General features: G+C 68.1%; 29 protein-coding genes and 1 riboswitch. Of the genes, 9 read left to right on the plus strand and 20 right to left on the minus strand.

From position 1 onward, the window contains the following. Positions 1–5: 5 nt before the first annotated feature. The gene (locus EKE94_RS14725; RefSeq protein WP_127907390.1) at positions 6–1184 is read right to left on the minus strand and encodes an MFS transporter; all 1179 of its coding nucleotides are present in this window, start codon (positions 1182–1184) and stop codon (positions 6–8) included. Between the two features lie 227 nt (positions 1185–1411). On the opposite strand from EKE94_RS14725, the gene EKE94_RS14730 reads away from it, so the two are divergent. After that, positions 1412–2071, plus strand: a complete 660-nt coding sequence (locus tag EKE94_RS14730) for a 50S ribosomal protein L25/general stress protein Ctc (protein ID WP_127907391.1) — start codon at positions 1412–1414, stop codon at positions 2069–2071. A 179-nt stretch (positions 2072–2250) separates the two neighbouring features. Here the strand turns inward: EKE94_RS14730 and EKE94_RS14735 are convergent, their stop codons facing one another. Further along, positions 2251–2565: an antibiotic biosynthesis monooxygenase family protein gene (locus tag EKE94_RS14735; protein ID WP_127907392.1), complete on the minus strand. Its 315-nt coding sequence runs from the start codon at positions 2563–2565 to the stop codon at positions 2251–2253. 81 nt (positions 2566–2646) lie between these two features. Between EKE94_RS14735 and pth the strand changes: the two genes are divergently transcribed. Both pth and EKE94_RS14745 read left to right on the plus strand, forming a co-directional pair. After that, positions 2647–3405, plus strand: coding sequence for an aminoacyl-tRNA hydrolase (gene pth / locus EKE94_RS14740; RefSeq protein WP_127907393.1), 759 nt, complete (start codon positions 2647–2649; stop codon positions 3403–3405). Positions 3406–3497: 92 nt separating this feature from the next. Then, positions 3498–3884 (plus strand): DUF2237 family protein, encoded by a 387-nt coding sequence (locus tag EKE94_RS14745; protein ID WP_127907394.1) that lies wholly within the window; start codon positions 3498–3500, stop codon positions 3882–3884. Between the two features lie 184 nt (positions 3885–4068). On the opposite strand, the gene trpB is transcribed toward EKE94_RS14745, so the two are convergent. From trpB to EKE94_RS14815, 15 genes are all read right to left on the minus strand, one after another. Continuing rightward, positions 4069–5292 carry a tryptophan synthase subunit beta gene (gene trpB, locus EKE94_RS14750; RefSeq protein WP_127907451.1) on the minus strand — a complete coding sequence of 408 codons (1224 nt, stop codon included), beginning with the start codon at positions 5290–5292 and terminating at the stop codon, positions 4069–4071. A 329-nt stretch (positions 5293–5621) separates the two neighbouring features. Beyond that, complete coding sequence (locus tag EKE94_RS19105) at positions 5622–5750, minus strand: hypothetical protein (protein ID WP_268878291.1); 129 nt, start codon at positions 5748–5750, stop codon at positions 5622–5624. A 54-nt stretch (positions 5751–5804) separates the two neighbouring features. Then, the gene (locus tag EKE94_RS14755) at positions 5805–6452 is read right to left on the minus strand and encodes a phosphoribosylanthranilate isomerase (protein ID WP_127907395.1); all 648 of its coding nucleotides are present in this window, start codon (positions 6450–6452) and stop codon (positions 5805–5807) included. A 5-nt stretch (positions 6453–6457) separates the two neighbouring features. Beyond that, positions 6458–6820 (minus strand): lipopolysaccharide assembly protein LapA domain-containing protein, encoded by a 363-nt coding sequence (locus EKE94_RS14760; protein ID WP_328590503.1) that lies wholly within the window; start codon positions 6818–6820, stop codon positions 6458–6460. 8 nt (positions 6821–6828) lie between these two features. After that, on the minus strand, positions 6829–7110 hold the full coding sequence (gene ihfB, locus EKE94_RS14765) for an integration host factor subunit beta (RefSeq protein WP_127907396.1): 282 nt from the start codon (positions 7108–7110) through the stop codon (positions 6829–6831). Positions 7111–7433: 323 nt separating this feature from the next. Continuing rightward, positions 7434–9110 carry a 30S ribosomal protein S1 gene (rpsA, locus tag EKE94_RS14770; protein WP_206615092.1) on the minus strand — a complete coding sequence of 559 codons (1677 nt, stop codon included), beginning with the start codon at positions 9108–9110 and terminating at the stop codon, positions 7434–7436. Between the two features lie 392 nt (positions 9111–9502). Further along, positions 9503–10111 carry a (d)CMP kinase gene (locus tag EKE94_RS14775; protein WP_127907397.1) on the minus strand — a complete coding sequence of 203 codons (609 nt, stop codon included), beginning with the start codon at positions 10109–10111 and terminating at the stop codon, positions 9503–9505. Further along, complete coding sequence (locus tag EKE94_RS14780) at positions 10108–10554, minus strand: GFA family protein (protein WP_127907398.1); 447 nt, start codon at positions 10552–10554, stop codon at positions 10108–10110. The genes EKE94_RS14775 and EKE94_RS14780 overlap by 4 nt, the downstream gene beginning before the upstream one ends. Next, on the minus strand, positions 10551–11906 hold the full coding sequence (aroA, locus tag EKE94_RS14785) for a 3-phosphoshikimate 1-carboxyvinyltransferase (RefSeq protein ID WP_127907399.1): 1356 nt from the start codon (positions 11904–11906) through the stop codon (positions 10551–10553). The genes EKE94_RS14780 and aroA overlap by 4 nt, the downstream gene beginning before the upstream one ends. 171 nt (positions 11907–12077) lie before the next feature. After that, on the minus strand, positions 12078–12800 hold the full coding sequence (trmB, locus tag EKE94_RS14790; protein WP_127907400.1) for a tRNA (guanosine(46)-N7)-methyltransferase TrmB: 723 nt from the start codon (positions 12798–12800) through the stop codon (positions 12078–12080). Positions 12801–13018: 218 nt separating this feature from the next. Further along, complete coding sequence (metK, locus tag EKE94_RS14795; RefSeq protein WP_127907401.1) at positions 13019–14200, minus strand: methionine adenosyltransferase; 1182 nt, start codon at positions 14198–14200, stop codon at positions 13019–13021. A gap of 9 nt (positions 14201–14209) precedes the next feature. Next, positions 14210–14258, minus strand: a riboswitch (SAM-SAH riboswitch). Positions 14259–14289: 31 nt separating this feature from the next. After that, positions 14290–15795 carry an apolipoprotein N-acyltransferase gene (lnt, locus tag EKE94_RS14800; RefSeq protein WP_407940921.1) on the minus strand — a complete coding sequence of 502 codons (1506 nt, stop codon included), beginning with the start codon at positions 15793–15795 and terminating at the stop codon, positions 14290–14292. 37 nt (positions 15796–15832) lie between these two features. Then, positions 15833–16729: a hemolysin family protein gene (locus tag EKE94_RS14805; RefSeq protein WP_127907403.1), complete on the minus strand. Its 897-nt coding sequence runs from the start codon at positions 16727–16729 to the stop codon at positions 15833–15835. 38 nt (positions 16730–16767) lie between these two features. After that, positions 16768–17313, minus strand: a complete 546-nt coding sequence (gene ybeY / locus EKE94_RS14810; RefSeq protein ID WP_407940918.1) for an rRNA maturation RNase YbeY — start codon at positions 17311–17313, stop codon at positions 16768–16770. A 1-nt stretch (position 17314) separates the two neighbouring features. Then, complete coding sequence (locus EKE94_RS14815) at positions 17315–18331, minus strand: PhoH family protein (protein WP_127907405.1); 1017 nt, start codon at positions 18329–18331, stop codon at positions 17315–17317. A gap of 367 nt (positions 18332–18698) precedes the next feature. Here EKE94_RS14815 and EKE94_RS14820 point away from each other — a divergent pair, with 367 nt between their 5' ends. Next, positions 18699–19049 carry a hypothetical protein gene (locus EKE94_RS14820; protein ID WP_127907406.1) on the plus strand — a complete coding sequence of 117 codons (351 nt, stop codon included), beginning with the start codon at positions 18699–18701 and terminating at the stop codon, positions 19047–19049. A gap of 83 nt (positions 19050–19132) precedes the next feature. Here the strand turns inward: EKE94_RS14820 and miaB are convergent, their stop codons facing one another. Then, complete coding sequence (gene miaB, locus EKE94_RS14825; protein WP_127907407.1) at positions 19133–20452, minus strand: tRNA (N6-isopentenyl adenosine(37)-C2)-methylthiotransferase MiaB; 1320 nt, start codon at positions 20450–20452, stop codon at positions 19133–19135. 110 nt (positions 20453–20562) lie between these two features. Between miaB and EKE94_RS14830 the strand changes: the two genes are divergently transcribed. After that, the gene (locus tag EKE94_RS14830) at positions 20563–21429 is read left to right on the plus strand and encodes a hypothetical protein (RefSeq protein ID WP_127907408.1); all 867 of its coding nucleotides are present in this window, start codon (positions 20563–20565) and stop codon (positions 21427–21429) included. 48 nt (positions 21430–21477) lie between these two features. Here EKE94_RS14830 and irr read toward each other — a convergent pair whose 3' ends face one another. Then, positions 21478–21894 carry a Fur family transcriptional regulator Irr gene (gene irr / locus EKE94_RS14835; RefSeq protein ID WP_127907409.1) on the minus strand — a complete coding sequence of 139 codons (417 nt, stop codon included), beginning with the start codon at positions 21892–21894 and terminating at the stop codon, positions 21478–21480. Between the two features lie 183 nt (positions 21895–22077). Between irr and fabA the strand changes: the two genes are divergently transcribed. From fabA to EKE94_RS14855, 4 genes are all read left to right on the plus strand, one after another. Continuing rightward, positions 22078–22596, plus strand: coding sequence for a bifunctional 3-hydroxydecanoyl-ACP dehydratase/trans-2-decenoyl-ACP isomerase (gene fabA / locus EKE94_RS14840; RefSeq protein ID WP_127907410.1), 519 nt, complete (start codon positions 22078–22080; stop codon positions 22594–22596). 22 nt (positions 22597–22618) lie between these two features. Beyond that, entirely contained in the window at positions 22619–23848 is a 1230-nt protein-coding gene (fabB, locus tag EKE94_RS14845) for a beta-ketoacyl-ACP synthase I (RefSeq protein ID WP_127907411.1), read from the plus strand. A 6-nt stretch (positions 23849–23854) separates the two neighbouring features. Then, complete coding sequence (locus EKE94_RS14850) at positions 23855–24643, plus strand: enoyl-ACP reductase FabI (protein ID WP_127907412.1); 789 nt, start codon at positions 23855–23857, stop codon at positions 24641–24643. Between the two features lie 87 nt (positions 24644–24730). Continuing rightward, on the plus strand, positions 24731–25738 hold the full coding sequence (locus EKE94_RS14855) for a serine hydrolase domain-containing protein (protein WP_127907413.1): 1008 nt from the start codon (positions 24731–24733) through the stop codon (positions 25736–25738). Between the two features lie 30 nt (positions 25739–25768). Here EKE94_RS14855 and EKE94_RS14860 read toward each other — a convergent pair whose 3' ends face one another. Further along, positions 25769–26197, minus strand: coding sequence for an FKBP-type peptidyl-prolyl cis-trans isomerase (locus EKE94_RS14860; RefSeq protein ID WP_127907414.1), 429 nt, complete (start codon positions 26195–26197; stop codon positions 25769–25771). Positions 26198–26357: the final 160 nt, after the last annotated feature.

The raw sequence follows: 26357 nt of genomic DNA on the forward strand, positions 1-26357 counted from the left end.
GCGGTTCAGGCCGGGTTACCATCGCTGGAATGCGCCGCGCCCCGCCTGGCCGCCGCACGGCGGAACGCGACAAGACAGAGCGGCACCGCCAGAAGCAGCAGCACCTGTGCGCCGAAGGCCGCCCGCAGGCCTGCCACCTCGGACACCCCGCCCATCAGCGGGGGTCCGAAGACGATGCCGAAGAACCCCACCACCGCCGTCCGCGAAATCGCGCGGGTGCGGTGGGCGGGCGAAACCTCGGCCCCCACCATCGCCAGCGCCAGCGGCACCACCACCGACACGCCCAGCCCGAAGACGGCGAACCCGGCATAGGCCACGGCCAAGCCGGGCGCCGCCGCCGCTGCGGCGATGCCTGCCGCGGCCACCAGCGCGCCCGCCGTCAGAACCTTATGCGTCGCGAAACGCTCGGAAAACACCTGCCCCGCCACGCGGCCTACACCCATCGTCAGCCCAAGCATCGCCGGCCCCAGAGCGCCCTCGGCCGCACCGCCCCCCAGCGTGCGTTCGAGGTGAAGCGCCGACCAGCCCTCGACCGCGTTTTCGGCCATGAACCCGAACAGCACCGTCGCGCCGGCCAGCGTCACCAGCAGGACCGGAAAACCCTGCCGCGTGGCGTTTGCCGCATCGGGCACCGGCGCGACCGGGACCACCATACGGCGCACGCCCACAAGGACCAGCGCCAGCAGAATCGCGAACAGCGCGACTGGCGGCCAATCGGCCTCTCGCGCCCAGCCGGTTGCCACGGCGGCGACGGCGTAGGACAGCGAATAAAGCGCATGCGCAAGGTTCATGAGCGGCCGGCCCGCGCGCGCCTCGGCCTCGCTGACGCGGGCGTTCATCGACACGTCCAGAAGGCCCGAACACAGGCCCACCGGGATCATCGCCAGCGCGAAGTGCGTCACGCGATCCGCCATCGCCGGCAGAAGCAGGGCGCACGCAAACAGCGTCGCGGTGACCGGCACCGCCATCGCGCCCAGCCGCCTGTCGCTTTGCGGGGCCAGCCACATCGCGGCCAGCAGGCCCGACGACGAACACAGCACCGCCAGACCGAAATCCCCGTCGCCGGCCCCTATCGCGCCCTTGAGGTCGGGCACCGAGGCGGCGAAGATGCCCCAGCCGCCGCCGAGGACGACAAAGGCACAGGCCGCGGGGCCGATCAGGCGAAGCGTGGTCAGAAGGCTCATGCCGCCCCGTCTACCTCTCCCTGCGCGCGCGGCAAGGGGCGGCGGCAGCATCGCGCCGGGCAGGCTTGCCCCCGCACGCTTTTCGCCCGCCCGCCTTTGCACCGCCCGCTTTCGCCCCAACCCGGTCGTTTAGCCCTTCCCCCGCGTCGCGATCTGTCCTATAGGGCCGCCTTCGTGGGCGGACACCCTTGGAGGCCGCCCGGACCCTTATATATTGGAGATTGACCATGGCTGGTGAAACACCGGACATCCAGGCCACGGTGAGGACGGGGACAGGCAAGGGGGCCGCCCGTCAGGCACGCCGTGAGGGACAAGTTCCCGGAATCGTCTATGGCGGGGGCGCCGATCCCGTCGCCATCAACCTGCCCTACAACGAGCTGATCAAGCGTCTGAAGAAGGGCCGCTTCCTGTCGACGCTGTTCAACCTTCAGGTTGAAGGTCAGGACGACGTGCGGGTGATCTGCCGCTCGGTCCAGCGCGACGTGGTGAAGGACCTTCCCACGCACGTGGACTTCATGCGCCTGCGCCGCACCAGCCGCGTCAGCCTGTTCATCCCGGTCGAGCTGGAAGGCGAAGACGAGGCCCCCGGCCTCAAGGCCGGCGGCGTGCTGACCATGGTCCGCCCCGAGGTCGAGCTGCGCTGCACCGCGGGTGACATTCCCGAAAAGCTGGTCGCTTCGGTCGCGCACATGAACATCGGCGATACGCTGACGATCTCGGACGTGACCCTTCCCTCGGGCACCCGCCCGACGATCGACCGCGATTTCGTGATCGCCAACATCCAGGCGCCTTCCGGCCTCGCGTCGCAGAACGCCGAGGATGAGGGTGAAGAGCCCGCGGCGGACGAGGTTCCCGCGACCGAGCAGGAAGACAACGCCGAAGAGTGATCGGATCGCAGGCCCCGGCCGGGGCCTGCACCGCCACGAGACGTAGAAAAGGGCGGGATGCATCGGCATCCCGCCCTTTTTCCTGCGCTGATCGCGGCAAGCCCCGGCTTCCCCGCTGGTCCGGCCCGCCCCGACTGGCGGAGGCTGGCAGGCGGCCCGGAACGGGGGGAAGCCGGAGGTCAGGGCATCAGGCTCTGGACACTGTCGAAGACCTCAAGCTCGGGCGGCCCGAGGTAGATGTCGCCATGCGACCCGGCGCCGCGGTGCGCGGCGCGAAACGCCTCGGACTTGGTCCAGTCGGTAAAGGCCGTCTCGTCCGTCCACGCGGTGTGCGAGGCATAGAGGCGATAGCCCTCCTTCTCGGGGCCCTTCATCAGGTGAAAGCCCAGAAAGCCGGGCACGCTCATCAACTGGCTGTCGCGGGATTTCCAAACCTCCTCGAAGGTCTCCTCCGATCCCAGCTTCACCTTGAATCGGTTCATTGTCAGATACATTCCGGGCCCTCCGCGCCACGTGGTTTGCAATCGCGCGTAGGCTGGGCCAACTAGGGGATGGATGCAAGCGGAGCCCGCCCCATGCGACTGATCATCGGCCTCGGCAATCCCGGGGGAAAATACGCGCGAACCCGGCACAACATCGGCTTCATGGCGGTGGACCGCATCGCCGCGGACCATGGCTTTGCCCCCTGGCGGTCGAAGTTCCAGGGCCAGGTGACCGAGGGCAGGCTGGGCTCGGAAAAGGTCGTGCTGCTCAAGCCCGAGACCTACATGAACAACTCCGGCCAGTCGGTGGGCGAGGCGATGCGCTTCTACAAGCTCGCCGCCGGCGACCTGACCGTGTTCCACGACGAAATCGATCTCGCCCCCGGCAAACTGCGGCTGAAGACGGGCGGCGGCCATGCGGGCCACAACGGCCTGCGGTCGCTGCATGCCCATGTCGGACCGGACTACGACCGGGTGCGCATGGGCGTGGGCCACCCGGGCCGAAAAGAGGCGGTGCCGGGCTACGTGCTGCACGATTTCCCGAAGGCCGACGAGGACTGGCTGGACGACATGCTGCGCGGCGTGTCGGACGGCGCGCCAAAGCTGGCGCAGGGCGATGGACCGGGCTTCCAGAACGCTGTGGCACAGCGCCTCTCCCCGGCCCGCAGCGGCACCGGCACGGCCCCCGCACAGCCCCCTGCCCGCCGGGCGCCCGGCGCCGCGCCGAAGCCGGGCGCCGGCGCAGCGCGGCCGACCGGGGACACGACCACGCCCAAGCCAGAGCGCGAGCCCAAGCCAGAGCCGGAAGACCAGCGCAGCCCGCTGCAGAAGCTGGCAGACCGCTTCCGCTAGAGCGCGCGCGCGCGCCCCGGGTCATCCCCTTGCGCGCCCCGCCCCTTCCGTGGTCGGATGGGTGCGGTTCACACGGACACAAAGGCGGTACGATGCGGCCCGACCCCTCTCAGAACGTGCTCGGCACCACGCTCGAAACCTGCTCGATGCATCCGCGCACCGGCTTTTTCCGCGACGGCGCCTGCAACACCTGCGCGCAGGACGCAGGCAGCCATACCGTCTGCGCGGTAATGACCGACGAGTTTCTCGCCTATTCGAAATACCTCGGCAACGACCTGTCGACCCCCCGGCCCGAGTTCGGGTTTCCGGGCCTCAACGCCGGGGATCAATGGTGCCTCTGCGCCGCGCGGTTCCTGCAGGCGCATCACGAAGGCGTCGCGCCGCTGATCCACCTCGGCGCCACTCACGCCCGCGCGCTGGACGTGCTGCCGCTGGAGATTCTGAAGCTCTACGCCATCGACGCCCCCGGCGCCGTCTGACCCCGGCCCCGTCCAGCTCCGAGACCGTCCATCCCCGGGGCCGTCCAATCAGGATGCGTCCCGATCCACGCGGGCGGCCCGCCAGCACCGACCGCGTCTTCTTCTCTTCAAAAATACTCAAATGGCCGGACGGCGCAGCCAGCGCCATCCGTGCAAGCTCATCCCCGCCGATCGGGCCCGACCCTCAGCCGATCTCGACGCCCAGGTGCTTGGCCACGGTAAAGATGTCCTTGTCCCCCCGCCCGCACATGTTCATGCAGATGATGTGATCCTTCGGCAGGTCGGGGGCGATCTTCATCACGTGGGCCAGCGCATGGCAGGGCTCCAGCGCGGGGATGATGCCCTCGGTCGCGCAGGACAGCTGAAACGCCTCCAGCGCCTCCTTGTCGGTGATCGAGACATACTCGGCGCGCCCGATCTCGTGCAGCCAGGCGTGCTCGGGCCCGATTCCGGGATAGTCGAGCCCTGCCGAGATCGAGAACCCTTCCAGGATCTGCCCGTCATCGTCCTGCAGCAGGTAAGTGCGGTTGCCGTGCAGCACCCCCGGGCGACCGCCGGAGAGCGAGGCGCAGTGCTCCATCTTGGCGTCGACGCCCTTGCCTCCGGCCTCGACACCGATGATCCGCACCTCCTTGTAGTCAAGGAAAGGGTAGAACAGACCCATGGCGTTCGACCCGCCGCCAATCGCGGCGATGATCGTGTCGGGCAGGCGGCCCTCCTGCTCCTGCAGCTGGGCCTTGGCCTCGGTCCCGATGATCGACTGGAAATCCCGGACCATCGCCGGATAGGGGTGCGGTCCGGCCACGGTACCGATGCAGTAAAACGTGTCGGCGATGTTGGTCACCCAGTCGCGCATCGCATCGTTCATCGCGTCCTTCAGCGTGCCGCGACCGCTCGTCACCGGAACCACCTCGGCCCCCAGAAGCCGCATGCGGAACACGTTGGGCTGCTGCCGCTCGACGTCGTGGGCGCCCATGTAGACCACGCATTTCAGGCCGAACTTGGCGCAGACCGTCGCGGTGGCGACGCCATGCTGGCCCGCGCCCGTCTCGGCGATGATGCGCTCCTTGCCCATGCGGCGGGCCAGCAGGATCTGGCCCAGCACATTGTTGATCTTGTGCGCGCCGGTGTGGTTCAGCTCGTCACGTTTCATGTAGATTTTGGCGCCGCCCAGATGCTCGGTCAGGCGGGCCGCATGATACATGGGCGAGGGGCGGCCCACGTAATGCGTCCAGAGCTCGTTCATCTCGTCCCAGAAGCTCTGGTCGGTCTTGGCGCGCTCGTACTGCTCCTCCAGCTCGAGGATCAGCGGCATCAGCGTCTCCGACACGAAGCGGCCGCCGAAATCGCCGAATCGACCCTTTTCGTCGGGCCCGGTCATGAAGCTGTTGATCAGATCCTCGGCCATCGTCATCTCCTCGCGCCTGTTGTCGCCATGGCTGCGGCCCATGACTGCCCCCGATGTCTACGCACGTATCTACGCACGTATCTACGCACGGGGGGCCCGGGTTTCCATCGCGAATTCGGATGCCCGGCACCCCGCCCCCGTCTCCCACAGGGCGATGGCTGCGGTCCAGTGCGGCATCCGGTCCATCGCGACCGCCTCGAACCGCTACCGAGCGGCCAGTCGCCCGACGCCCGACATCGCGGTTCGGTGCGCTACGCTGCGCGCATAGGCCGACATCGCGGCTGGATCATGCCAAAGGCTTAGCGACCACGACAGGCCATGGCGCTGCGTCATCCGCGCGCCCCCGATCCGGCGGCACGCCGCGCCTGCACCAACGCCCCTACCGCCAGCGCGGCAAAGCCCGTCTTCGGCACGAGCCCGGGCCGCACCCGGATAGCCCCGATGATCGCCATGCCCATGCCGCACCCCTGCACCCGCTCTTGCGCAGTCTACGCGGCGGGCCGCAGGCTGGATCAGCCCAGACGGCGCGCCGCCGCGCCGAAGGCGGCGATGCGGTCGGCGTCCTTGACGCCCGGCGCCCGTTCGACCCCGGAGGACACATCGACCTGCCGCGCGCCGGTCAGGCGTACCGCCTCGTCCAGGTTCTCGGGCGTCAGCCCGCCTGCCAGCATCCACGGCACCGGCCAGCGCCGCCCCGCGATCAGCCGCCAGTCGAAGGCCACGCCGTTGCCGCCGGGCAGATCCGCCCCCTTGGGCGGCTTGGCATCGACCAGAAGCTGGTCAGCCGCGCGCCCCATTTCGTCCAGTTTCGGCAAATCCTCTTCGCTGGATACGCCCACCGCTTTCATGACGGGAAGCCCGAAGCGGTCACGCACCTCGTCGACACGCTCGGCCGTCTCGCTGCCGTGCAGCTGGATCATGTCCAACGGCACGCCTCCGACGATCGCGTCCAGCTCCGCGTCGCTCGCGTTGACGGTCAGCGCGACCTTGCAGATCCCCTCGGGCACCGTGCCCGCGATCAGAGCCGCGTCCGGAATCGTCAGGTGGCGTGCGGATTTCGGAAAGAAGACAAAGCCCAGGTAGCCCGCGCCGGCCAGCAAGGCCGCCGGCACGTCGGCAGGATCGGTCAGTCCGCAGATCTTGAAACGAAGCCCGGCCATCCGATCTAGCGCGGCGTGCTGCCGTCTTCGAGCAGGGCAATCACATCGTCGCTGCCTCCGCTCGCCGGGGTCTTCAGGCGTACGACCTCACGCTCAAGCTCTTCCTTGCGGCGCCGTTCGCGGCGGGCCGCGGCGCGATGCTTGTGCTCGCGGCGCCACTCCAGAAGGTAGCCGAGCGCAAGCCCCAGCACGATGAAGATCAGAAGGATCAGGAACAGCGGCAGCGTGATCGACCAGGACAGGCCAAGGAACCCGGCCATCGAATCGGGCAAAAGCCTGAGCGTCACCAGCTCGCGATTCGCGAGGGCGATGGTGACGAGGCAGATGGCGACAATCGCCAGGATGGCGTAACGCAGGTAACGGATCATGCCCTGTCCTACTGCCCGTTCAACCGGTCGCGCAAGAGCTTCCCGGTCTTGAAGAAGGGAACGAATTTCTCATCCACTTGAACGGGTTCGCCGGTGCGCGGGTTCCGGCCCACGCGGGCATCGCGCTTTTTCACCGAAAACGCGCCGAAACCACGCAGTTCGACGCGGTCACCCCGGACCATGGCGTCGATGATCTCTTCGAAGATCGTATTCACGATCCTCTCGACGTCCCTGTGATACAGATGCGGGTTCTCCTCGGCGATCTTCTGAATCAGTTCAGACCTGATCATTCCTGAGGTCCCCCCTTGCTTGCGATCGCGCCTCTGACGGGCGCATGACCCGACCGACTATAACGGGCTTCACGGCATCGCGAAACAATTCAGCCGGGCAGCAGTGCAAAATCCGTGCGGTTTGCGCGGCTTGGCCCATTGATTTCGCGTCCTGCGTCCGGTCCCGGTCCGGTTTGGCCGGTCTGTTCCGCCCCACGCCGTCGCCCGGCGAATCATGCAATGCTAAAAAAGACGACGCCCCGCGGACCTCCAGGGTCCGCGGGGCGTCCGCGATGCAAGGGTCGACCGCGGCCGGACGGTTGCCCGGCCCCGGTCTGTGCAAGTTACTCGTCGCCCTTGAGGGCGGCGCCCAGGATGTCGCCCAGCGACGCGCCCGAGTCGGACGAGCCATACTGCTGCACGGCTTCCTTTTCCTCGGCGATCTCGCGCGCCTTGATCGACAGGCCCAGGCGGCGGGTCTTCTGGTCCACGTTGGTCACGCGAACGTCGACCTTGTCGCCGACGCCGAAGCGTTCGGGGCGCTGCTCGGCCCGGTCACGCGACAGGTCGCTGCGGCGGATGAAGGACTTGGCGCCCTCGTATTCCACCTCGATGCCACCATCCTCGATCGCCGTCACTTCGACGGTGATGATCGAGCCGCGCTTCACGCCGCCAACGGCTTCGGTGAAGCTGTCGTCGAGGCCCTTGATCGAGAGCGAGATGCGCTCCTTGTCGGTGTCCACCTCGGTGACGATGGCCTGAACCGTGTCGCCCTTGCGGTAGTCCTGGATGGCTTCCTCGCCGCGACGATCCCACGAGATGTCGGAGAGGTGCACCATGCCGTCGATGTCGCCCTCGAGACCGACGAACAGACCGAACTCGGTGATGTTCTTGACCTCGCCCTCGACATGCGTGCCCGAGGGATGGGTTTCGGCAAAGACTTCCCAGGGGTTGCGCATGGTCTGCTTGAGGCCAAGCGAAACGCGGCGCTTCTGGGTGTCGATCTCCAGCACCATGACTTCGACTTCTTGCGAGGTCGAGACGATCTTGCCGGGATGGACGTTCTTCTTGGTCCACGACATTTCCGAGACGTGCACGAGGCCCTCGACCCCCGGCTCCAGCTCCACGAAGGCGCCGTAGTCGGTGATGTTGGTGACGCGGCCGGTATGCACGGTGTCGAGCGGGAATTTCGCCTCGACGCTGTCCCACGGATCGGCCTGCAGCTGCTTCATGCCGAGCGAGATGCGGTGCGTCTCCTTGTTGATCTTGATGACCTGGACCTTCACGGTCTCGCCGATCGACAGGATCTCCGAGGGGTGGTTGACGCGGCGCCACGCCATGTCGGTGACGTGCAGCAGGCCGTCGACACCGCCGAGATCGACGAAGGCGCCGTATTCGGTGATGTTCTTGACCACGCCGTCAACGGCATCGCCTTCGGTCAGGCGCGCGATGACCTCGGCGCGCTGTTCGGCACGGCTTTCTTCCAGGATGGCGCGGCGCGAGACCACGATGTTGCCGCGGCGACGGTCCATCTTGAGGATCTGGAAGGGCTGCTTGAGACCCATGAGAGGGCCCGCGTCCCGCACCGGGCGGACGTCGACCTGCGAGCCGGGCAGGAAGGCCACGGCGCCGCCCAGATCGACGGTAAAGCCACCCTTGACGCGGCCGAAGATCGCGCCTTCGACGCGGTTTTCGTCGGCATAAGCCTTTTCCAGACGGTCCCACGCGGCTTCGCGGCGGGCCATTTCCCGGCTGATGACGGCTTCGCCACGGGCGTTCTCGACCTGACGCAGGTAGACTTCGACCTCGTCGCCGACTTCGATCTCGGGCTGCTCGCCGGGCTGGGCGAATTCTTTCAGCTCGACACGGCCTTCCATCTTGTAGCCGACGTCGATGATGGCTTGGCCTGCCTCGATGGCGATGACCTTGCCACGGACCACCGAACCTTCGTCCGGCGTGTCGATCTCGAAGCTTTCGTTAAGGAGGGCTTCGAATTCCTCCATCGATGAATTGGCGCTCATGAGCGGTGCAGTTTCCTTTTACGACTTTTTCTGGCCGGGCGGTTGTCTCCGCCGGTCTTTCCACGGATTGGTCGGCCGGGCGTGCGTGGGGCGGATACGAAAACAATCAGGGCCGGAAATCACCGACCCTGCCCGAGCTCCGATATCCGCGGCTGTACCCGCCGCTTCGACGTGCCCCCTATACCGAAAACACTGGCCAAAGGCAAGCCCGCGCCCCATCGCCCCGGCGCCTCCCGGCTTCTTCTCTTCCGCAATACTCCCGCCGGAGGCCCCGGCCTGCCCTCCCGCGGCGGCACGGGCGCCGGTCCGCGACATCCGCAAGGGGCGGCGCGCGCCCGCCCGGGCGCGCCTCGCATCGCGCGGCGCCGCAAGGCGCCTCCGCCTGGCAGCCCCTAACCCAGCCGGGCCGCGACATGGGCCACGGCGGCGGCCACGGCGGCGTCGATATCAAGGTCCGAGGTATCGAGGATCTCGGCGTCCCCTGCCGGCCGCATCGGTGCGTCGGCGCGGCCCATGTCGCGGGCATCGCGGGCGCGCACGTCCTCCAGCACCGCCTCGAAGGACGTCTGCGCGCCGGCCGCGCTCAGCTCGCGGAACCGGCGCTCGGCGCGGATCTCGGCGCGGGCGGTGACGAACAGCTTCGCCTCCGCCTCGGGGCAGATCACGGTTCCGATGTCGCGCCCATCCAGCACCGCGCCACCGTCGCGGGCGGCGAAGGCGCGCTGGAAGTCGAGCAATGCCTGACGCACCTCGGGGATCACCGCGACCCGGCTCGCGGCCTCGGCCACCTCGGCGCTGCGCAGGCCGTCGCGCAGCAGGTCCTCGGCCACCAGTGCCCGGGCCGCGGCCAGCGGCTCAAGCCCGTCCAGCACTCGCCGCCCCGTCGCCCGGTACAGCAGCCCGGTATCGAGATGGGCGAACCCGAAGCGCGCCGCGACGGCACGCGAAATCGTGCCCTTTCCGGCGGCGGCCGGCCCGTCGATGGCAACAGTAAAGCTCACCCTTTTACCTGCACGGTCAGGTCGGGGTCCGCGCCCGCGGCCTGTGGCGTCCCATCGGCGATCTCGTAGTAATCCCCCTTCGAGGCGCAGAAGATGTGCCCGGCAAGTTTCAGCCCCGTGGGCTGGTCGAGCGTGCCGGCAAAGATCGCCAGATGCGGGCCCGGACCGTCCCAGAACAGGGTCGAGCCGCAGATCGGACAGAACCCCCGCCGCGCGGTGTCCGAGGACTGGTACCACGTCACGTCGCCCTCGATCTCGACCGCGTCACGGGGGGCCGAGGTCGCGGCGGCGTAGTGGCCGCTGGTGCGCCGGCACTGGTCACAGTGGCAGGCCACCACGGGCCGCAGGGGCCCGCGCACCCGGTACGATACTTCCGAGCAAAGGCACCCTCCGGTAGTCGACAGGTCCGCTGCGTCGAGGTCGAGTGCGTCGAGATCGCTCATGTGGGGTCCCTTTCCAGACGGGCGCCAAGCGCCGTCATCATATCGGTGAAGATGGGGAAAGAGGTGGCGATGGGTGTCGCATCGTCAACCGTCACCGGCGATTTTGCGGCGAAACCGGCGATCAGGAAGGACATCGCGATGCGATGATCGAGCCGCGCGGCGACCGTCGCCCCGCCCGGCACCTCGCCCGGGCCGCGGCCCTCGACGATCCACCAGTCGGGCCCCTCCTCGACCGTGACGCCGCAGGCGCGCAAGCCTTGCGCCATCGCGTCGATCCGGTCGCTTTCCTTGACCCGCAGCTCGGCCACGCCGCGCATCTCGGTGCGGCCCGCGGCGTTCGCCGCGACGACCGACAGGATCGGGTATTCGTCGATCATGCTGGCGGCGCGTTCGGGCGGCACGCTGATCCCGCGCATGTCGGGCGAAAACCGCGCGCGCAGGTCCGCCACGGGCTCGCCGCCCTCGTCGCGCGGGTTCTCATAGGTCAGGTCCGCGCCCATCTCGCGCAGCGTCTCGAACAGCCCCGCGCGCGTCGGGTTCAGCCCGATATTCGGCACCAGAACCTCGGACCCCGGCACGATCAGCGCGGCACAGACCGGGAAGGCGGCCGAGGACGGATCGCGCGGCACCGTCAGCGTCTGCGCCCGCAACTCGGGCTGGCCGGTCAGGCGGATCACCCGGCCTTCGTTCGTGGTCTCGGTCTCGATCTCGGCGCCGAAGCCCGCCAGCATCCGTTCGGTATGGTCGCGCGTCGCCTCGCGCTCGGTCACCACGGTCTCTCCCGGCGCGTTCAGGCCCGCCAGCAGCACCGCCGACTTCACCTGGGCCGACGGCATGGGCGTCGTGTACTGCACCGGCACGGGCGCCCGCGCGCCCACCACGGTCATCGGCAGCCGCCCGCCCGAGCGGCCATGCGCCGCAGCCCCGAACAGCGCCAGCGGATCGGTGATCCGCGCCATCGGGCGCAACCGCAGCGAGGCGTCGCCGGTAAAGGTCGCGGTGATGGGCGAGGTGCCCATCGCCCCCATGATCAGACGCACGCCGGTGCCCGAGTTGCCGCAGTCGATCACCTGCGCGGGCTCGGCGAACCCGCCCGTGCCCACGCCGTGTACCGACCAGGACCCCGGCTCGTGCTGCGTGACCTCGGCCCCGAAGGCGCGCATCGCGGTCGCGGTGTCGAGCACGTCCTGCCCTTCGAGCAGGCCGGTGATCCGGGTCTCGCCCACCGACAGCGCCCCCAGGATCAGCGCGCGATGGCTGACGGACTTGTCGCCCGGCACCTGCGCCTCGCCGGTCAGCGGTCCGGCGGCGTGGGCGGTCATCGGGGCGGCGGGGCCGTCATGGGCGGACATGGGCGGATCTCCTGTCTTTGACCCCCGCGTGATAAAGCGCCCCGCGCCCCGCGTCCATGCGGGTCGCACCGCGCAGACGGGCCGGGGCGCTCTGCGGGGCCGCCGGCGCACTGCACCACCCCGGGGGGCGGCGCCGTCCGCGCGCGCCGGTCGATCGCCCCTCGCGGGGCCTCAGGCGGCCCGGCGGCGGAAAGTCAGGTAGTGCGGCACGCGCCCCTCGCGCAGCGCCTTTTGCTCATAGCGGGTCGGGATCCAGTCCTGCCACGGTTCGCGCCAGTCCTGCGGGCCCTCGGCTAGCCAGTCGAAGCCTGCGCGCGGCACCTCCTCCAGCGTCTGGCGGACATAGTCGGGGATGTCCGTGGCCACGCGGAAGATCGCGCCGGGCTTCAGCACACGGGCCAACGGCTCCAGGTGCTCGGCGGTGACGAAGCGGCGCCGGTGATGCCGCGCCTTGGGCCATGGATCGGGATAGAGCAGAAAGGCCCGGTCGAGGCTGGCCTGGGGCAGCACGTCGAACAGGTCGCGCGCGTCGCCCGGGTGGACCGCCACGTTGTTGACACCAGCCTTGCGGATCTTGCCCAGCAGCATCGCGACGCCGTTGATGTAGGGCTCGCAACCGATGATCGCCACGTCGGGGTTCTGCGCGGCCTGGTGCACCATGTGTTCGCCGCCGCCGAAGCCGATTTCCAGCCAAATGGGCCGGTCGCCGAAACGGGTCGCAAGATCGAGAGGCGTGCGCTCGGGGTTTTCGTCCCAGTCCACGGCACCGGGCGACAGCGCCGCCAGATCCTCGTCCAGATAGCCGCGCTGGCTGTTGCGCAGGGTCTTGCCCTGGCGCCGGCCATAAAAGTTGCGCCACGGGGCGCCCGAGGGAGAGGTGCGGTCGTCGGTCATGGCCCGGGGCAATGCCGCGCGGGGGCGGTCTTGTCAAACACGACCGCCACCAAGGACGGGCAAACCGGACCGGCCATACCCCGGGGGCTGGATCACCTGGCGCAGGGGAAGGTCCCAGCGGGGCCACGCCGCGCCAGTGGTGGCGGGGCGTGGCAATTCCGGCCCGTGCCGCGAAAGGCGCCGCAAGGCCGCCGAGCGGCCCCAGGGCACCGTCGCCATTAGATCGCGGCGCGCAGCGCGTCGGCCAGATCCGTCCGCTCCCAGGAAAAGCCGCCGTCGGCCTCGGGCGCGCGGCCGAAATGGCCGTAAGCCGCCGTGCGCTGGTAGATCGGCCGGTTCAGTTGCAGGTGCTCGCGGATGCCGCGCGGCGTCAGGTCCATCACCTGCGCCACGGCGGCCTCGATCGCCGTCGGTTCGACCTCGCCGGTGCCGTGCGTGTCGACATAGATCGACAGCGGGCGCGAAATCCCGATGGCATAGGACAGCTGGATCGTGCAGCGCTCGGTCAGGCCGGCGGCGACGACGTTCTTGGCAAGGTAGCGCGCGGCATAGGCGGCCGAGCGGTCGACCTTGGTCGGGTCCTTGCCCGAGAACGCCCCGCCGCCATGCGGCGCGGCCCCGCCATAGGTATCGACGATGATCTTCCGACCCGTCAGGCCGGCGTCGCCGTCAGGCCCGCCGATCACGAAGGTGCCCGTGGGGTTCACCCACCATTCTGTACGGTCGGTCAGCCAGTCGGCCGGCAGAACCTCGCGAATGTACGGCTCAACGATGGCGCGGATATCGTCCGAGGTCTGGCTTTCGTCGATATGCTGGGTCGACAGGACCAGCTGCGTCACCTCGACCGGAGCACCGTTTTCATAGCGCAGCGACACCTGGCTTTTCGCATCGGGACCCAGAAGCGGCTCGGCCCCCGACTTGCGCGCCTCGGCCAGCCGCTTGAGGATCTGGTGGGCATAGTGGATCGGCGCCGGCATCAGCTCGGGCGTTTCGCGGCAGGCATAGCCGAACATGATCCCCTGGTCGCCCGCGCCCTCGTCCTTGTTGCCCGAGGCGTCGACGCCCTTGGCGATATGCGAGGACTGCTCGTGCAGCAGGTTGGTGATCTCGCAGGTCTGCCAGTGGAACTTTTCCTGCTCGTAGCCGATATCGCGGATGCAGTCGCGGGCGATGTCCTCGATGCCCGCCATGTACTCGCGCAGGCGGGACTTGTCGGTCAGCCCGATCTCGCCGCCGATCACCACGCGGTCGGTCGTGGCGAAGGTTTCGCAGGCGACGCGGGCCTCGGGCTCTTCTGCGAGCAAAGCGTCGAGCACGGCATCCGAGATGCGGTCGCAGACCTTGTCGGGGTGCCCCTCGGAGACGGATTCCGAGGTGAAGATGTAATTTTGGCGCGCCATGGCGGGGAATGCTCCGTTGATTGATCTCCGCCACGCCAGGAAGCCGTTGTGGCGGCATTTGAGCGGCATAGGGGCAGTGCCGCCGGGGTTCAACGTCTATCGCGCCACGCGGTTAACCAAATTCCAACGGCCAGTACGGTCAGAAGCAGCGCCAGCGGCAGATCGCCGCTCTGCGCATAGGGCGTCGCCGCACGGGCCGGAGGCAGCCGCGCATCGAGGTATCCCGCCTCACCCAGCGGCAGACTGGCAGTGACCCGCCCCGCCGCGTCGATCACCGCCGAGATGCCGGTATTGGCCGACCGGATCAGCGGCAGCCCCTGCTCGACCGCCCGCGCCCGGGCCTGCGCGAGGTGCTGATAGGGCCCCGAGAAGGTGCCGAACCACGCATCATTCGTGATCTGCATCAGCCAGTCCGGGCGGCCCGGCGCGGCGTTGACGTCCTGCGGAAAGATCGCCTCGTAGCAGATGAGCGGCAGCACCCTGCCCGCGGCCCCGGTGTCGACCAGGTGCGGCCCCTCCCCGGGGGTGAAGCCGAAACCGTCCTCGGCGGCAAAGCTCGGCAGGCCCAGGGCCCGGCCGATGCCACCCAGGGGCACGTATTCGCCGAAGGGGACAAGGTGGTGCTTGTCGTAAAGGTCCGCGATCCGCCCGCCGGGTTCGATCAGGGCCATCGAATTCCACGCCCGCCAGCCATCGACCCGCTGCGCGCCCAGGGCCACGGGGCGTCCCCCGGCCGCGTCGGATACCCGGGCCAGCGCGGCATGCCCGTCCTCGAGATAGTAGGGCAGCGAGGTTTCTGGCCAGATCGTCAGGTCGGGCGCCCCGGGCGCGGCGGTAAATTCGAGCATCCGCTGAAAGAAAAAGCCCGCGCGCTCGGGGTCCCACTTTTCGTCCTGCGGGGCGTTGGGCTGCACGATCCGCACCAGTGCCGCGCCGGGGGTCGGGGGATCGTCGTGCAGCAGCAGCGCGCCGGCGCCCAGCGGCAGCAGCCAGACGGCCGCAGCGACGGCAAGGCGGACGAGCGTGGGCCACGCGCGGCGGCGCGCCACCTCGACCCCGCCGGCGACCAGAAGCAGCGTCAGCACGGTCAGCCCGTATGGGCCGATCAGGGACACCAGCTGCAGCGCCGGCCCCTCGGTCCAGACGTAGCCGACCAGCGCCCAGGGAAAGCCGGTCAGGATATAGCTGCGGGTCATTTCGGCGGCGCCCAGCCAGACGGCCCAGGCCAGGCTCAGGCGCCAGCCGCGTCCGCCCGTCGCCCGGGCCAGCGCAAAGGCCACGGCCCAAAAGAGCGCAAATCCGGTCGCGGTGAAGAACAGCCCGAAGGGCGCCATCCAGCCGTGCCGGGCGACATCGACAAGGAACGGCTCGACGATCCAGTGCAGGGAGGTCGCGAAATATCCCGTCCCGGCAAAGAACCCCAGCGCGGCGGCGCCACGCCAGGTGCGCGCGCCGTGCAGCAGCCCCAGCGACAGCGCCAGCCCCGCCAGTGCCACCGGCACGGCCGAGAACGGCACCTGCCCCAGCCCCGCGAAGACCCCGGCCAGGGCCGCCAGCGCCAGGCGTTGACGCCCGGCATAGCGGCGCAGGCTCAGGCGGTCGCGGACCCGGGAGGCGCTGCCGGGCGGGGTGTCAGGCACCCGCCGCCTCGGGCAGGCGGACGCGCAGACGCTTGATCCGCCGGGGATCGGCATCGACGATCTCGAATTCCAGCCCGTCGGGATGGGGAATCACCTCGCCGCGCGTCGGCACGCGGCCGGTCAGGACGAAGACCACGCCGCCCAGGGTGTCGATCTCCTCCTCGTCCTCGGGGTCAACCAGCTTGCGCCCGATCTCGGCCTCGAACTCATCGAGGGGGGTGCGCGCCAGCGCAAGGTAGGAGCCGGGCTTTTCCAGCGTCCAGAGCTGCGCATCCTCGATGTCGTGCTCGTCCTCGATTTCGCCCACGACCTGTTCGATCAGGTCCTCGATGGTCAGCAGACCGTCGACGCCTCCGTATTCGTCGATCACCAGCGCCATGTGGATGCGGTCCGACTGCATCTTCTGCAGCAGGACGCCGATCGGCATCGACGGCGGCGCATAGATCAGCGGACGCAGCATGCTGCGTATGTCAAATTCGCCCGCCTCGCCGTTGAAGCCGAACTGAAGCGCGAAATCCTTCAGGTGAATCATGCCGACGGGATGGTCGAGCGTGTCGTGGTAGACGGGAAGCCGGGTCATCCCGCTGTCGCGGAACACCGCGACCAGTTCGTCGCGCGCGATATCGTCGCGCACCGACACGATTTCGACCGCGGGGATCGAGACATCCTCGACCCGCAGACGCCGCAGGTTCGAAAGCCCCGGGCGGACGGCCTGCGTGGCCTCGGGCCCGCCGTCGCTGTCTTCGTCCTCGTCGCCCTCATCCTCAGGCGCCGCGAAGCCCCCGAAGATCCTGCCGAAGAACCCGCGGTTCGCGGACTGCTCTTCGTCCTCGGTGTCGTGGTGCGCGCCATGCGCCGCGCCAGAGGACCCGTCTGTCGTCTCTCCCATCCTGCCTTTCCGCATCTGCGGGCCGCGGCGGTGCGGCCCTATGGTCTATATGGGTCCGGATCACCCAGGGTGGCAAGTATCGCCACCTCGGTTCGTTCCATCAACTCGGCGTCCGGGTCGGTTTCGTGGTCGTATCCAAGCAGATGAAGGGTGGCATGCACCAGAAGATGGCGCAAATGCCGCGTAAAAGGCACCCCCGCCGCCCGCGCCTCGGCCGCGCAGGTGTCATAGGCGATGGCGATGTCTCCCAGTTCGGGGTCGTCCCCGGGATGCGGCAGGTCGGGCTGCGCGCCGGGCATTCCCGCCCCACGCTCTGACGATGGCCAGGACAGCACGTTGGTGGGCCGCGACTTGGCCCGGAAATCGGCGTTGAGCGTGGCGATCCGCGCATCGTCGCAGGCCAGCAGCGAGATCTCCCACTCGCCGGGCTCCAGCCCCAGATGCCTGAGCGCGGCCGCGCAGGCCCGCGCCGCCTCGCCCGGCAGATCGACGTCCATCCACCGGGGATCCTCGATCACCGGGTCGACGGGCGCCGGGAACTCGTCGTCGCCGGCGGCCCGGCCGGGGTCATCGCGGTCGTCCATCTCAGCCGGCGGGCGCGTCTGCGTCATAGGCCTCGATGATCCGGGCGACCAGCGGATGGCGCACCACGTCCTTCGCGGTGAAGTAGTTGAAGCTGATCCGGTCGATGTTCTTCAGCAGGCGTTCGGCGTCCGACAGGCCCGAGGTCACGCCGCGCGGCAGGTCGACCTGGCTGCGATCGCCGGTGATGACCATGCGGCTGCCTTCGCCGAGGCGCGTCAGGAACATCTTCATCTGCATCGCGGTGGCGTTCTGCGCCTCGTCCAGCACCACGAAGGCATTGGCCAGGGTGCGCCCGCGCATGAAGGCCAGCGGCGCGATCTCGATCGTCTTCTCCTCGCGCAGCTTGGCCAGTTGCTTGCCGGGGAGGAAATCGTTCAGCGCATCGTATAGCGGCTGCATGTAGGGATCGACCTTGTCCTCCATCGCGCCGGGCAGAAAGCCCAGGCGTTCGCCCGCCTCGACGGCGGGACGGCTGAGGATGATCTTGTCGACCTGCCCCGTGAGGAACATCGACACGCCCACCGCGACGGCCAGGTAGGTCTTGCCCGTGCCCGCGGGGCCGATGCCGAAGGCCAGTTCGTTTTCGAACAGCGCCCGGACATAGGCGCGCTGCGCCTCGGTACGCGGTTCGACCTGCTTCTTGCGGGTCTTGATCTCGATCCGGCCGCCCTGGAACAGCTCCATCTGGTCGCCGTCGCGGGGGCCCGTGCCCTCGGCGCTGCCGCCCAGCCGAATCTGCGCGTCGATCTCGCCGGCATCGACGTCGCGCCCGGCCTCCAGCCTTTCGTAAAGGCCGGCCAGGGTTTCGGCGGCGCGGGCGCGCGCATCGGGATCGCCATGCACGGCCAGCATGTTGCCGCGGCGCAGGATCTGCACTTCGAGCTTTTGCTCGATCTGCGCGAGGTTGCGGTCGAATTCGCCGCACAGGTCAATCAGAAGGCGGTTGTCCGGAAATTCCAGGACGGTTTCCGAGGTTGCGTCGGGGGTGTGCGAGGTGGTCAGCGCGCTAATGCCCAAAAACGGCTCCGATCAAGAGGGATCTCAAGGTTCGGATCGTGCCAAGACGCCGCCTCGCGTGCAAGCGGTTGCTGCCACAGTCACGGAATTATCACGCGGGCACCCGCCGGTTTCGGCGGTGACCCGCCATGAAGCTCGCGCGCAGGGGCGAATCGCCCCCCGTCGCCCGGGACAAATGCGGCGGCTATACGGCGCCCCGCCACCCGGCGGCCGCGTTTCGACCCCTTCATTGACCCTAGGTCCGGCGACAATGCGATGCGCACTTGGGTTTTCCACTTTCAGAGCCGAACAATTCCTTAAAAATCCTAGACACGGCGGCCACATTCTCGCCTACATGCGAAAAATGTTTGAAAGATAGGTGATCCGCATGACCCGACTCCTGACCTCAGCCGCGCTTTTCGCTGCACTCGCCCTGCCCGCCGCGGCGCAGAACCGCCATTCCGGCGTGGGCGAACAGGGCTTCGGCCAAGGAGCCGGAACCATCGTCGTCAGCTGCTATCGCGGCCCCTGGACCGATGTCATCTGGGACCGTCCGAACCCGGTGTTCATCGACAGCCTCGTCGCCGCCGGGTACGAGCACCCCGAGGCTCTGGCCATCGGCGAACGTCTGTGCCGCGATGCGAGCCTCGTCAACAATCCCGACGCGATGAAGCGCGAAGCGATCCGGGTGCTGGAAAACGCCCCCAGCGACCGCCCGACGCCCACGCGCTACTACTGATCGGCCGATTAAGCGGCGAAAGGCGGGTTCCCTGCCTTTCGTCCCACCTCTTCCCCGGCCGGACGCGCTGGCTGGCCAAGTCGTCAGACCAGGACGGCGCTTAGCGAGTTGGGGTTGCTTTCGGTGATACGCACCCGGCGCAGATCGCCACGCGCGATGCCGTCGGCGGTGACATGCACCGCATGCAGATGTTCGGACTTGCCCGCCATCTGCCCGGCCACGCGCCCCTCACGTTCGAAGAGCACCCGGGTTTCGCGCCCGACCATTGCATCTTGGATCTCGCGTTGCTGGCGGGTCAGCAGCGCCTGAAGGCGGTGCAGCCGGTCATCCGCCGCAGCAGGATCGACCAGCGCACGTTCGGCCGCCGGGGTGCCGGGGCGCGAGGAATACTTGAAGCTGTAGCACTGGCCGTAGCGGACCTCTTCGACCAGCGCCATCGTCGCGGCGAAATCCTCTTCCGTCTCTTCGGGGAACCCCACGATGAAGTCTCCGGACATCAGGATGTCGGGACGCGCCGCGCGGATCCGCTCGATCAGCCGGATGTAGCTTTCGGAGGTGTGCTTGCGGTTCATCCGCTTCAGGATCCGGTCCGACCCCGACTGCACCGGCAGGTGCAGGTAGGGCATCAGCTTGTCCACCTCGCCATGCGCGGCGATCAGCTCGTCGTCCATGTCATTGGGGTGGCTGGTGGTGAACCGGATGCGCTCCAACCCGTCGACCTTCGCCAGCTCGCGGATCAGCCGGGCGAGGCTCCAGTCGCCGTCGCCCCCCGCCCCGTGGTAGGCGTTGACGTTCTGCCCCAGCAGCGTGATCTCGCGCACCCCGCGTTCGACGAGGTCGCGCGCTTCGGACAGCACGCGTTCGGCGGGGCGGCTGACCTCGGCGCCCCGGGTGTAGGGCACGACGCAGAAGGCGCAGAACTTGTCGCAGCCTTCCTGCACCGTCAGGAACGCGGTGGGTCCGCGCGCGCTCTTGGGCCGGCTCTTCAGCCGCTCGAACTTGTCCTCTTCGGGAAAATCGGTGTCGAGCGCCTTGGCCCCGCCGCCAGCCCGCGCCTCGAGCTCGGGCAGCCGGTGGTAGCTTTGCGGGCCCACGACCAGATCGACCATCGGCTGGCGGCGCATGATCTCTTCGCCCTCGGCCTGCGCGACACAGCCCGCGACACCGATCTTCAGATCCGGTTTCGCCGCCTTCAGCCCCTTGAAGCGGCCAAGCTCGGAATAGACCTTCTCGGCCGCCTTTTCGCGGATATGGCAGGTGTTCAACAGGATCATGTCGGCGTCGTCGGCCGACTGCGTTTCGACATAGCCCTGCCCGCCCAGGGCCTCGGCCATACGCTCGCTGTCGTAGACGTTCATCTGGCAGCCATAGGTCTTGATGAAGAGCTTTTTCGGCTCGGCCATGGTCGGGATCCATCATCTGCAGGGAATGCGGCCCTTCTACCGCCCGGCGGCATTGCTTGCAATCGCCCGCTCGTTCATAGCGGAAGCCGAGCAAACGCAGGGGCCTTGGGATGCGCTACCCCGATCTGGCGGCATTTCTGAAACACGGGCGCGCGGCTTTGTCGCGCGGGCCCGTCGCGCTGATCATGGCCGAGGACGCGGCCGAGCTGGACGGCACCATCCGCCACCACGAGGCGCGCGGCTTTCGCGCGGTGGTGGTCTTTGCCCCCGATGCGCTGGCCATCGACGCTGGGATCGAGGCGCGCATCCACCGTGTGAGCTACGACACCACCGCCGATGCGGCCACCGAACGCGCGGTGAACGCGGTGATCGAGGCGGCGCCGGGCATCTGGCTCTACTACGGCTACAACGCGGAATACCTGTTCCACCCGTTCTGCGAGACCCGCAGCGTCGGCGAGATGCTGGCCTTTCATACCGAGGAACGGCGCGACGCGATGTTGACCTACGTGGTCGATCTCTACCCCTCGGACCTGGGCGCGCATCCCGGGGCGGTCGCGCCAGGGGACGCCTGGCTGGACAAGTCGGGATACTACGCGCTGGCCCGGCTGGATCCGGTGACAAAGCATCCGCTGGAGCGGCAGCTGGATTTCTTCGGTGGCCTGCGCTGGCGGTTCGAGGAACACGTGCCGCGCCGCCGCCGACGGATCGACCGGGTTGCGCTGTTCCGCGCCCGTCCCGGCCTGCGGCTGGGCGCCGATCACACCTTCAACGACCCGGAATACAATACCTATGCCTGCCCATGGCACCACAACCTGACGGCGGCGATCTGTTCGTTCCGCACCGCCAAGGCGCTGGCGACGAACGCCGGATCGCGCGACGCGGTGTCCAGCTTTCACTGGGGGAACTCCACCCGGTTCGAATGGCATTCGCGGCAACTGATGGAGCTGGGCCTGATGGAGCCCGGCCAGTGGTTCTAGGCCCGGGCCGAAGCTGGCCCCGCCGCGGTGAGGCGCGGCGCGGGGGGCCTAGCGTCGCTTGAGGCGGATCACCACGTCGACCTTGCTGATCTCGGCCCCGTCCGGGGCCTTGGGCAGGCGCGTTATCTCAAGTTCGTCCGCCGGGGCATCGACAAGCGTCGAATCGTCTTCCCAGTAGAAATGCGGATGATCCTCCATCCGGGTGTCGAAGTAGCTTTTCGACCCGTCGACGGTGACCTCCTGCATCAGCCCCGCATCGCAAAATGCGCGCAAGGTGTTGTAGACGGTGGCAAGCGAAATCGTCTCGCCTGCATCGCGAGAGGCGGCATGGAGGCTTTCGGCCGTGACGTGCCGGTCCTGCCCGTCGCCGACCAGCAGCGCGGCCAGGGCCGATCGCTGGCGGGTCGAACGGACGCGGGCACGGTTCAGCCACTTCGCCCCGAGATCCATCGCCTGCGGTGTCATTTTAACGCATTCATCCATAACGGTTCTAATATAGGGGACGAAGGGGCCTTGTTTCAATCGCCAACTCGACGCAGCGGCACCGGGGTGTGACGACGGGGGCGCCGGGCCACCCTTGCACGAACGCAAAGCCGGATGATAGGAAACCGTCCGACAGGGCACACAGAACCAGTGGGATAGTATTGCATGGCCGAGTTTCCGACCAGCTTCGACAAGGACGGGCTTCTTGCCTGTGCCCGCGGCGAACTTTTTGGCCCCGGGAACCCGCAGCTTCCCGAGCCGCCGATGCTGATGATGGACCGCGTGACCGAGATTTCGGGCGACGCGGGCGCCAACGGCAAGGGCCATGTCATCGCCGAATACGACATCACGCCCGACCTGTGGTTTTTCCAGTGCCACTTTCCGGGCAACCCGGTGATGCCGGGTTGCCTGATGCTCGACGGCCTGTGGCAGCTGACGGGCTTCAACCTGGGCTGGCGCGGCATGCAGGGCCAGGGATTTGCCCTGGGCGTGGGCGAGGTCAAGCTTTCGGGCATGATCAAGCCCGACCGCAAGCTTGTCACCTATCACGTTGATTTCACCCGCGTGATCGACCGCAGGCTGAAGATGGGCGTGGCCGACGGCCGCGTCGAGGCCGATGGCGAAACCGTCGCCGAGGTGAAGGACATGAAGGTCGGCCTTGCCGCCCCGCAGGACCAGGGCTGATCGCGACCATGGGAGCACGCCAATGAGACGCGTCGTCGTCACCGGACTGGGCATCGTCTCGTCCATCGGCAATGGGGCCGAGGCCGTGGCCGAAGCGCTCAAGGCCGGGAAATCGGGCATCGCGCATGATGCCGAAATGGCCGAGCGCGGCTTCCGCAGCCGGATTTCGGGCGCGCCACGCATTGACGTGACCGAGCATGTCGACAAGCGCGCGCTGCGCTTCATGGGCCCGGGCGCGGCCTATGCCCATATCGCCATGCAGGAAGCCATCGCCGACGCCGGGCTGGAAGAGTCCGACGTCTCGGCCCCGATGACCGGGCTGATCGCCGGGTCCGGCGGGCCGTCGACCTCGAACCTCTTTTCGGCGCACCAGACCGTGCTGGAAAAGGGCAGCCCAAAGCGGATCGGCCCCCTCATGGTGCCGCGCGGCATGTCCTCGACCGTCAGCGCGAACCTGTCGACGGCGTTCCGCATCAAGGGCATCAACTACTCGATCACCTCGGCCTGCTCGACCTCGCTGCACTGCATCGGCAATGCCGCCGAACAGATCCAGATGGGCAAGCAGGACGTGATGTTCGCCGGCGGTGGGGAAGAGCTTGACTGGACGCTCTCGTGCCTCTTCGACGCGATGGGCGCGATGAGCTCGCGCTTCAACGACACGCCTGAAAAGGCCAGCCGCGCCTTCGACGCGGACCGCGACGGCTTTGTCATCGCGGGCGGCGGCGGCATGCTGGTGCTCGAAGAGCTTGAACGTGCGAAGGCGCGCGGCGCCAAGATATATGCCGAGGTCACGGGTTACGCCGCCACCTCGGACGGGCACGACATGGTCGCGCCCTCGGGCGAAGGCGGCGAACGCGCCATGCGGATCGCGCTGAACACCCTGCCCGAGGACCGCAAGATCAGCTACATCAACGCGCACGGCACCTCGACCCCGGTGGGCGACGTGGGCGAGGTCGAGGCGGTGCGCCGCGTCTTCGGCACCGGCACCACGCCGCCCGTCAGCTCAACCAAGTCGATGACCGGCCACAGCCAGGGCGCCGCGGGCGTGCAGGAGGCGATCTACTGCCTGCTGATGCTGCGCGACGATTTCATCGCCCCCTCGATCAATGTCGACACGCTCGACCCCGCCCTCGACGCGCGCGAAATCGCGATGGCGCGCGTGGATCAGGCCGGGCTCGACACCGTGATGACCAATAGTTTCGGATTCGGCGGCACCAACGGCTCGATGCTGCTCAGCAAGTACGACGGATGACGCCAGATGCCTGACCTGATGACCGGAAAACGCGGCCTGATCATGGGGGTCGCAAACGAGCGGTCCATCGCATGGGGTATCGCGAAAGCATTGGCGGCCGAGGGCGCCGAACTGGCCTTCACCTACCAGGGTGAAAACCTGGGCAAGCGGGTGCAACCGCTTGCCGAAAGCCTAGGTGCCTCGATCATGGTCGAGGCCGACGTGACCGACGACGCCTCGATGGATGCGGCCTTTGCCCGGCTGGCCGAAGAATGGGGCAGCCTGGATTTCGTGGTCCACGCCATCGCCTATTCCGACAAGGCCGAGCTGTCGGGCCGGTTCATCAACACCAGCCGCGAGAACTTCCGCCACTCGCTGTCGATCTCGTGCTACAGCTTCATCGACGTCGCCCGCCGCGCGTCCGAACTGATGCCCGAGGGCGGCAGCCTTCTAACCCTGACCTACCAGGGCTCGAACAAGGTGACGCCGTTCTACAACGTGATGGGCGTGGCCAAGGCGGCGCTGGAATCGACGGTGCGGTATCTCGCCAATGATCTCGGACCGCAGAAGATCCGCGTCAACGCGATCTCGCCCGGGCCGATGAAGACGCTGGCCGGCGCCGCGATCGGTGGTGCGCGACGCACCTTCAAGCATACCGACACCAATGCCCCGCTGCGCGCCAACGCAACGCTATCGGCCGTCGGCGGCACCGCGGTCTACCTGGCCTCGGACCACGGCGCCTGCACCTCTGGCGAGATCATCCATGTCGATGGCGGCTACCACGTGCTGGGCATGCCGCAGCCGGAAAACCTGTGATCCGCGGGGGCCGTCGTGCCCCCGCCTGTCGGCATCGTGATGCACGCACCGGCTGACCTGCGCCGTGGACGGGCTATACCTGATCCCATGCGCACCACGTCCCTCAGCCGCCGCGGGCTTCTGGCCGCAGGCACCGCCGCCCTCGCCGCGCCGGCCCTTGGCCAGACCGCCGCCCCCGCCTTTCCCGAGGCGTTGGAGCGCGCCCGCGGGTTCGACCAGATCCGCAGCCTGATCGTCAGCGTCGGCGGCGAAACCCGCCTCGCCCGGGCCATCCGCGGCCCCGCGACCGATCAGATCGTCAACGTGAAGTCGGTGTCCAAGTCCATCGTTTCTGCGCTGGTCGGTATCGCCATCGACCGGGGCGCGCTTGACGGGCCGGATCAGAGGATCGCACCGCTATTGCGCGCGGACCTGCCGCCCGATCCGGACCCGCGGCTCGACAGGATCACGCTGGGCGATCTTCTGTCCATGCGTGCGGGGCTTGAACGGACGTCGGGCGGGAATTACGGGGCCTGGGTATCCTCGGGCAACTGGGTGCGCGATGCGCTGGCCCGGCCCTTCGATGCAGATCCGGGCGGGCGGATGCTCTATTCCACCGGGAATTTCCACCTGCTGGGCGCGATCCTGACGCAGGTCACCGGGCGGTCGCTGCTCGACCTGTCGCGCGACTGGCTCGGTCGGCCGCTGGGCATCGACATCGCGCCATGGGTCCGCGACCCGCAGGGTCTCTACCTCGGCGGCAACGACATGGGAGTGTCGGCCGAGGGTCTCTTGCGTTTCGGCGAGATGTACCGGCAGGGCGGCACCTGGCAGGGCAACCGCGTCCTGTCGCAGGACTGGATCGACGCATCCTGGCAGGCGCGCGCACGGTCGCCCTATTCCGGCGATGCCTATGGCTATGGCTGGTTCCTGCGAAAGATGGGGGGTGAAGAGGTCGCCTATGCCCGCGGCTACGGCGGTCAGGCGATCTGGGTCGTCCCCGGCGCTGCCCTGACGGTCGTGGTCACCTCGGACCCGAACCGCCCTGCCCGCAGCGAAGGCTACATGGGCGCCCTCCACGCGATGGTGGAGGACGCCATCCTGCCCGCCGTCTAGACGCGATGGCCTGAACGGCGGGCGGACCGCTTACTTGATCTCGACAAGCTCGACGTTGAACGTCAGGTCCTGCCCGGCCAGCGGGTGGTTGGCGTCCAGCATCACCTCTTCGTCGGTCGACGACGCGACGGTGACCGGCATGGTCTGACCCTCGGGCGTCTGCACCTGCAGCTGCGTGCCCGGATCGGTCGGGATGTGATCGGGGATCTGGTCGCGCGGCACGGCCTGCTGACGCGCGGGGTCGCGGTCGCCATAGGCTTCGTCCGGCGCCACGGTCACGGTCTTGGTCTCGCCGACCGACATGCCCGAAATCGCCTTGTCGAGGCCCGGAATGATCTGGCCCGACCCGACGGTGAACTCGAGAGGGTCGCGGCCCTGGCTCGAGTCGAACGTGCTGCCGTCGGCCAGAGTGCCGGTGTAGTGCATGAGAACGGTATCGCCTGGTTTCGCCTGGCTCATGAAGATCTCCTGATAATCAGGTGTGAATTCTGCGAGGCCGCGCTTGACGGCTGCCCGCGATTTGGCGAAGAATCTGTCAAATACGGCTTCGGAAGTAAACCCGGGGGGCTGGAAGTGAGTTAATACCCTGAAGTCAGGGTATTTATTCGTCGTTTGCCGG

It is taken from the genome of Mesobaculum littorinae (assembly GCF_004011175.1).
Lineage (GTDB): Bacteria > Pseudomonadota > Alphaproteobacteria > Rhodobacterales > Rhodobacteraceae > Tranquillimonas > Tranquillimonas littorinae.

Bases quoted from the DNA above. Each gene is read 5' to 3' on its own strand.
- EKE94_RS14725 (WP_127907390.1), bottom strand. From the start codon at position 1,184: ATGAGCCTTCTGACCACGCTTCGCCTGATCGGCCCCGCGGCCTGTGCC.
- EKE94_RS14730 (WP_127907391.1), top strand. From the start codon at position 1,412: ATGGCTGGTGAAACACCGGACATCCAGGCCACGGTGAGGACGGGGACA.
- EKE94_RS14735 (WP_127907392.1), bottom strand. From the start codon at position 2,565: ATGTATCTGACAATGAACCGATTCAAGGTGAAGCTGGGATCGGAGGAG.
- pth (WP_127907393.1), top strand. From the start codon at position 2,647: ATGCGACTGATCATCGGCCTCGGCAATCCCGGGGGAAAATACGCGCGA.
- EKE94_RS14745 (WP_127907394.1), top strand. From the start codon at position 3,498: ATGCGGCCCGACCCCTCTCAGAACGTGCTCGGCACCACGCTCGAAACC.
- trpB (WP_127907451.1), bottom strand. From the start codon at position 5,292: ATGGCCGAGGATCTGATCAACAGCTTCATGACCGGGCCCGACGAAAAG.
- EKE94_RS19105 (WP_268878291.1), bottom strand. From the start codon at position 5,750: ATGGGCATGGCGATCATCGGGGCTATCCGGGTGCGGCCCGGGCTCGTG.
- EKE94_RS14755 (WP_127907395.1), bottom strand. From the start codon at position 6,452: ATGGCCGGGCTTCGTTTCAAGATCTGCGGACTGACCGATCCTGCCGAC.
- EKE94_RS14760 (WP_328590503.1), bottom strand. From the start codon at position 6,820: ATGATCCGTTACCTGCGTTACGCCATCCTGGCGATTGTCGCCATCTGC.
- ihfB (WP_127907396.1), bottom strand. From the start codon at position 7,110: ATGATCAGGTCTGAACTGATTCAGAAGATCGCCGAGGAGAACCCGCAT.
- rpsA (WP_206615092.1), bottom strand. From the start codon at position 9,110: ATGAGCGCCAATTCATCGATGGAGGAATTCGAAGCCCTCCTTAACGAA.
- EKE94_RS14780 (WP_127907398.1), bottom strand. From the start codon at position 10,554: ATGAGCGATCTCGACGCACTCGACCTCGACGCAGCGGACCTGTCGACT.
- aroA (WP_127907399.1), bottom strand. From the start codon at position 11,906: ATGTCCGCCCATGACGGCCCCGCCGCCCCGATGACCGCCCACGCCGCC.
- trmB (WP_127907400.1), bottom strand. From the start codon at position 12,800: ATGACCGACGACCGCACCTCTCCCTCGGGCGCCCCGTGGCGCAACTTT.
- metK (WP_127907401.1), bottom strand. From the start codon at position 14,200: ATGGCGCGCCAAAATTACATCTTCACCTCGGAATCCGTCTCCGAGGGG.
- EKE94_RS14805 (WP_127907403.1), bottom strand. From the start codon at position 16,729: ATGGGAGAGACGACAGACGGGTCCTCTGGCGCGGCGCATGGCGCGCAC.
- ybeY (WP_407940918.1), bottom strand. From the start codon at position 17,313: ATGGACGACCGCGATGACCCCGGCCGGGCCGCCGGCGACGACGAGTTC.
- EKE94_RS14820 (WP_127907406.1), top strand. From the start codon at position 18,699: ATGACCCGACTCCTGACCTCAGCCGCGCTTTTCGCTGCACTCGCCCTG.
- miaB (WP_127907407.1), bottom strand. From the start codon at position 20,452: ATGGCCGAGCCGAAAAAGCTCTTCATCAAGACCTATGGCTGCCAGATG.
- EKE94_RS14830 (WP_127907408.1), top strand. From the start codon at position 20,563: ATGCGCTACCCCGATCTGGCGGCATTTCTGAAACACGGGCGCGCGGCT.
- irr (WP_127907409.1), bottom strand. From the start codon at position 21,894: ATGACACCGCAGGCGATGGATCTCGGGGCGAAGTGGCTGAACCGTGCC.
- fabA (WP_127907410.1), top strand. From the start codon at position 22,078: ATGGCCGAGTTTCCGACCAGCTTCGACAAGGACGGGCTTCTTGCCTGT.
- fabB (WP_127907411.1), top strand. From the start codon at position 22,619: ATGAGACGCGTCGTCGTCACCGGACTGGGCATCGTCTCGTCCATCGGC.
- EKE94_RS14850 (WP_127907412.1), top strand. From the start codon at position 23,855: ATGCCTGACCTGATGACCGGAAAACGCGGCCTGATCATGGGGGTCGCA.
- EKE94_RS14855 (WP_127907413.1), top strand. From the start codon at position 24,731: ATGCGCACCACGTCCCTCAGCCGCCGCGGGCTTCTGGCCGCAGGCACC.
- EKE94_RS14860 (WP_127907414.1), bottom strand. From the start codon at position 26,197: ATGAGCCAGGCGAAACCAGGCGATACCGTTCTCATGCACTACACCGGC.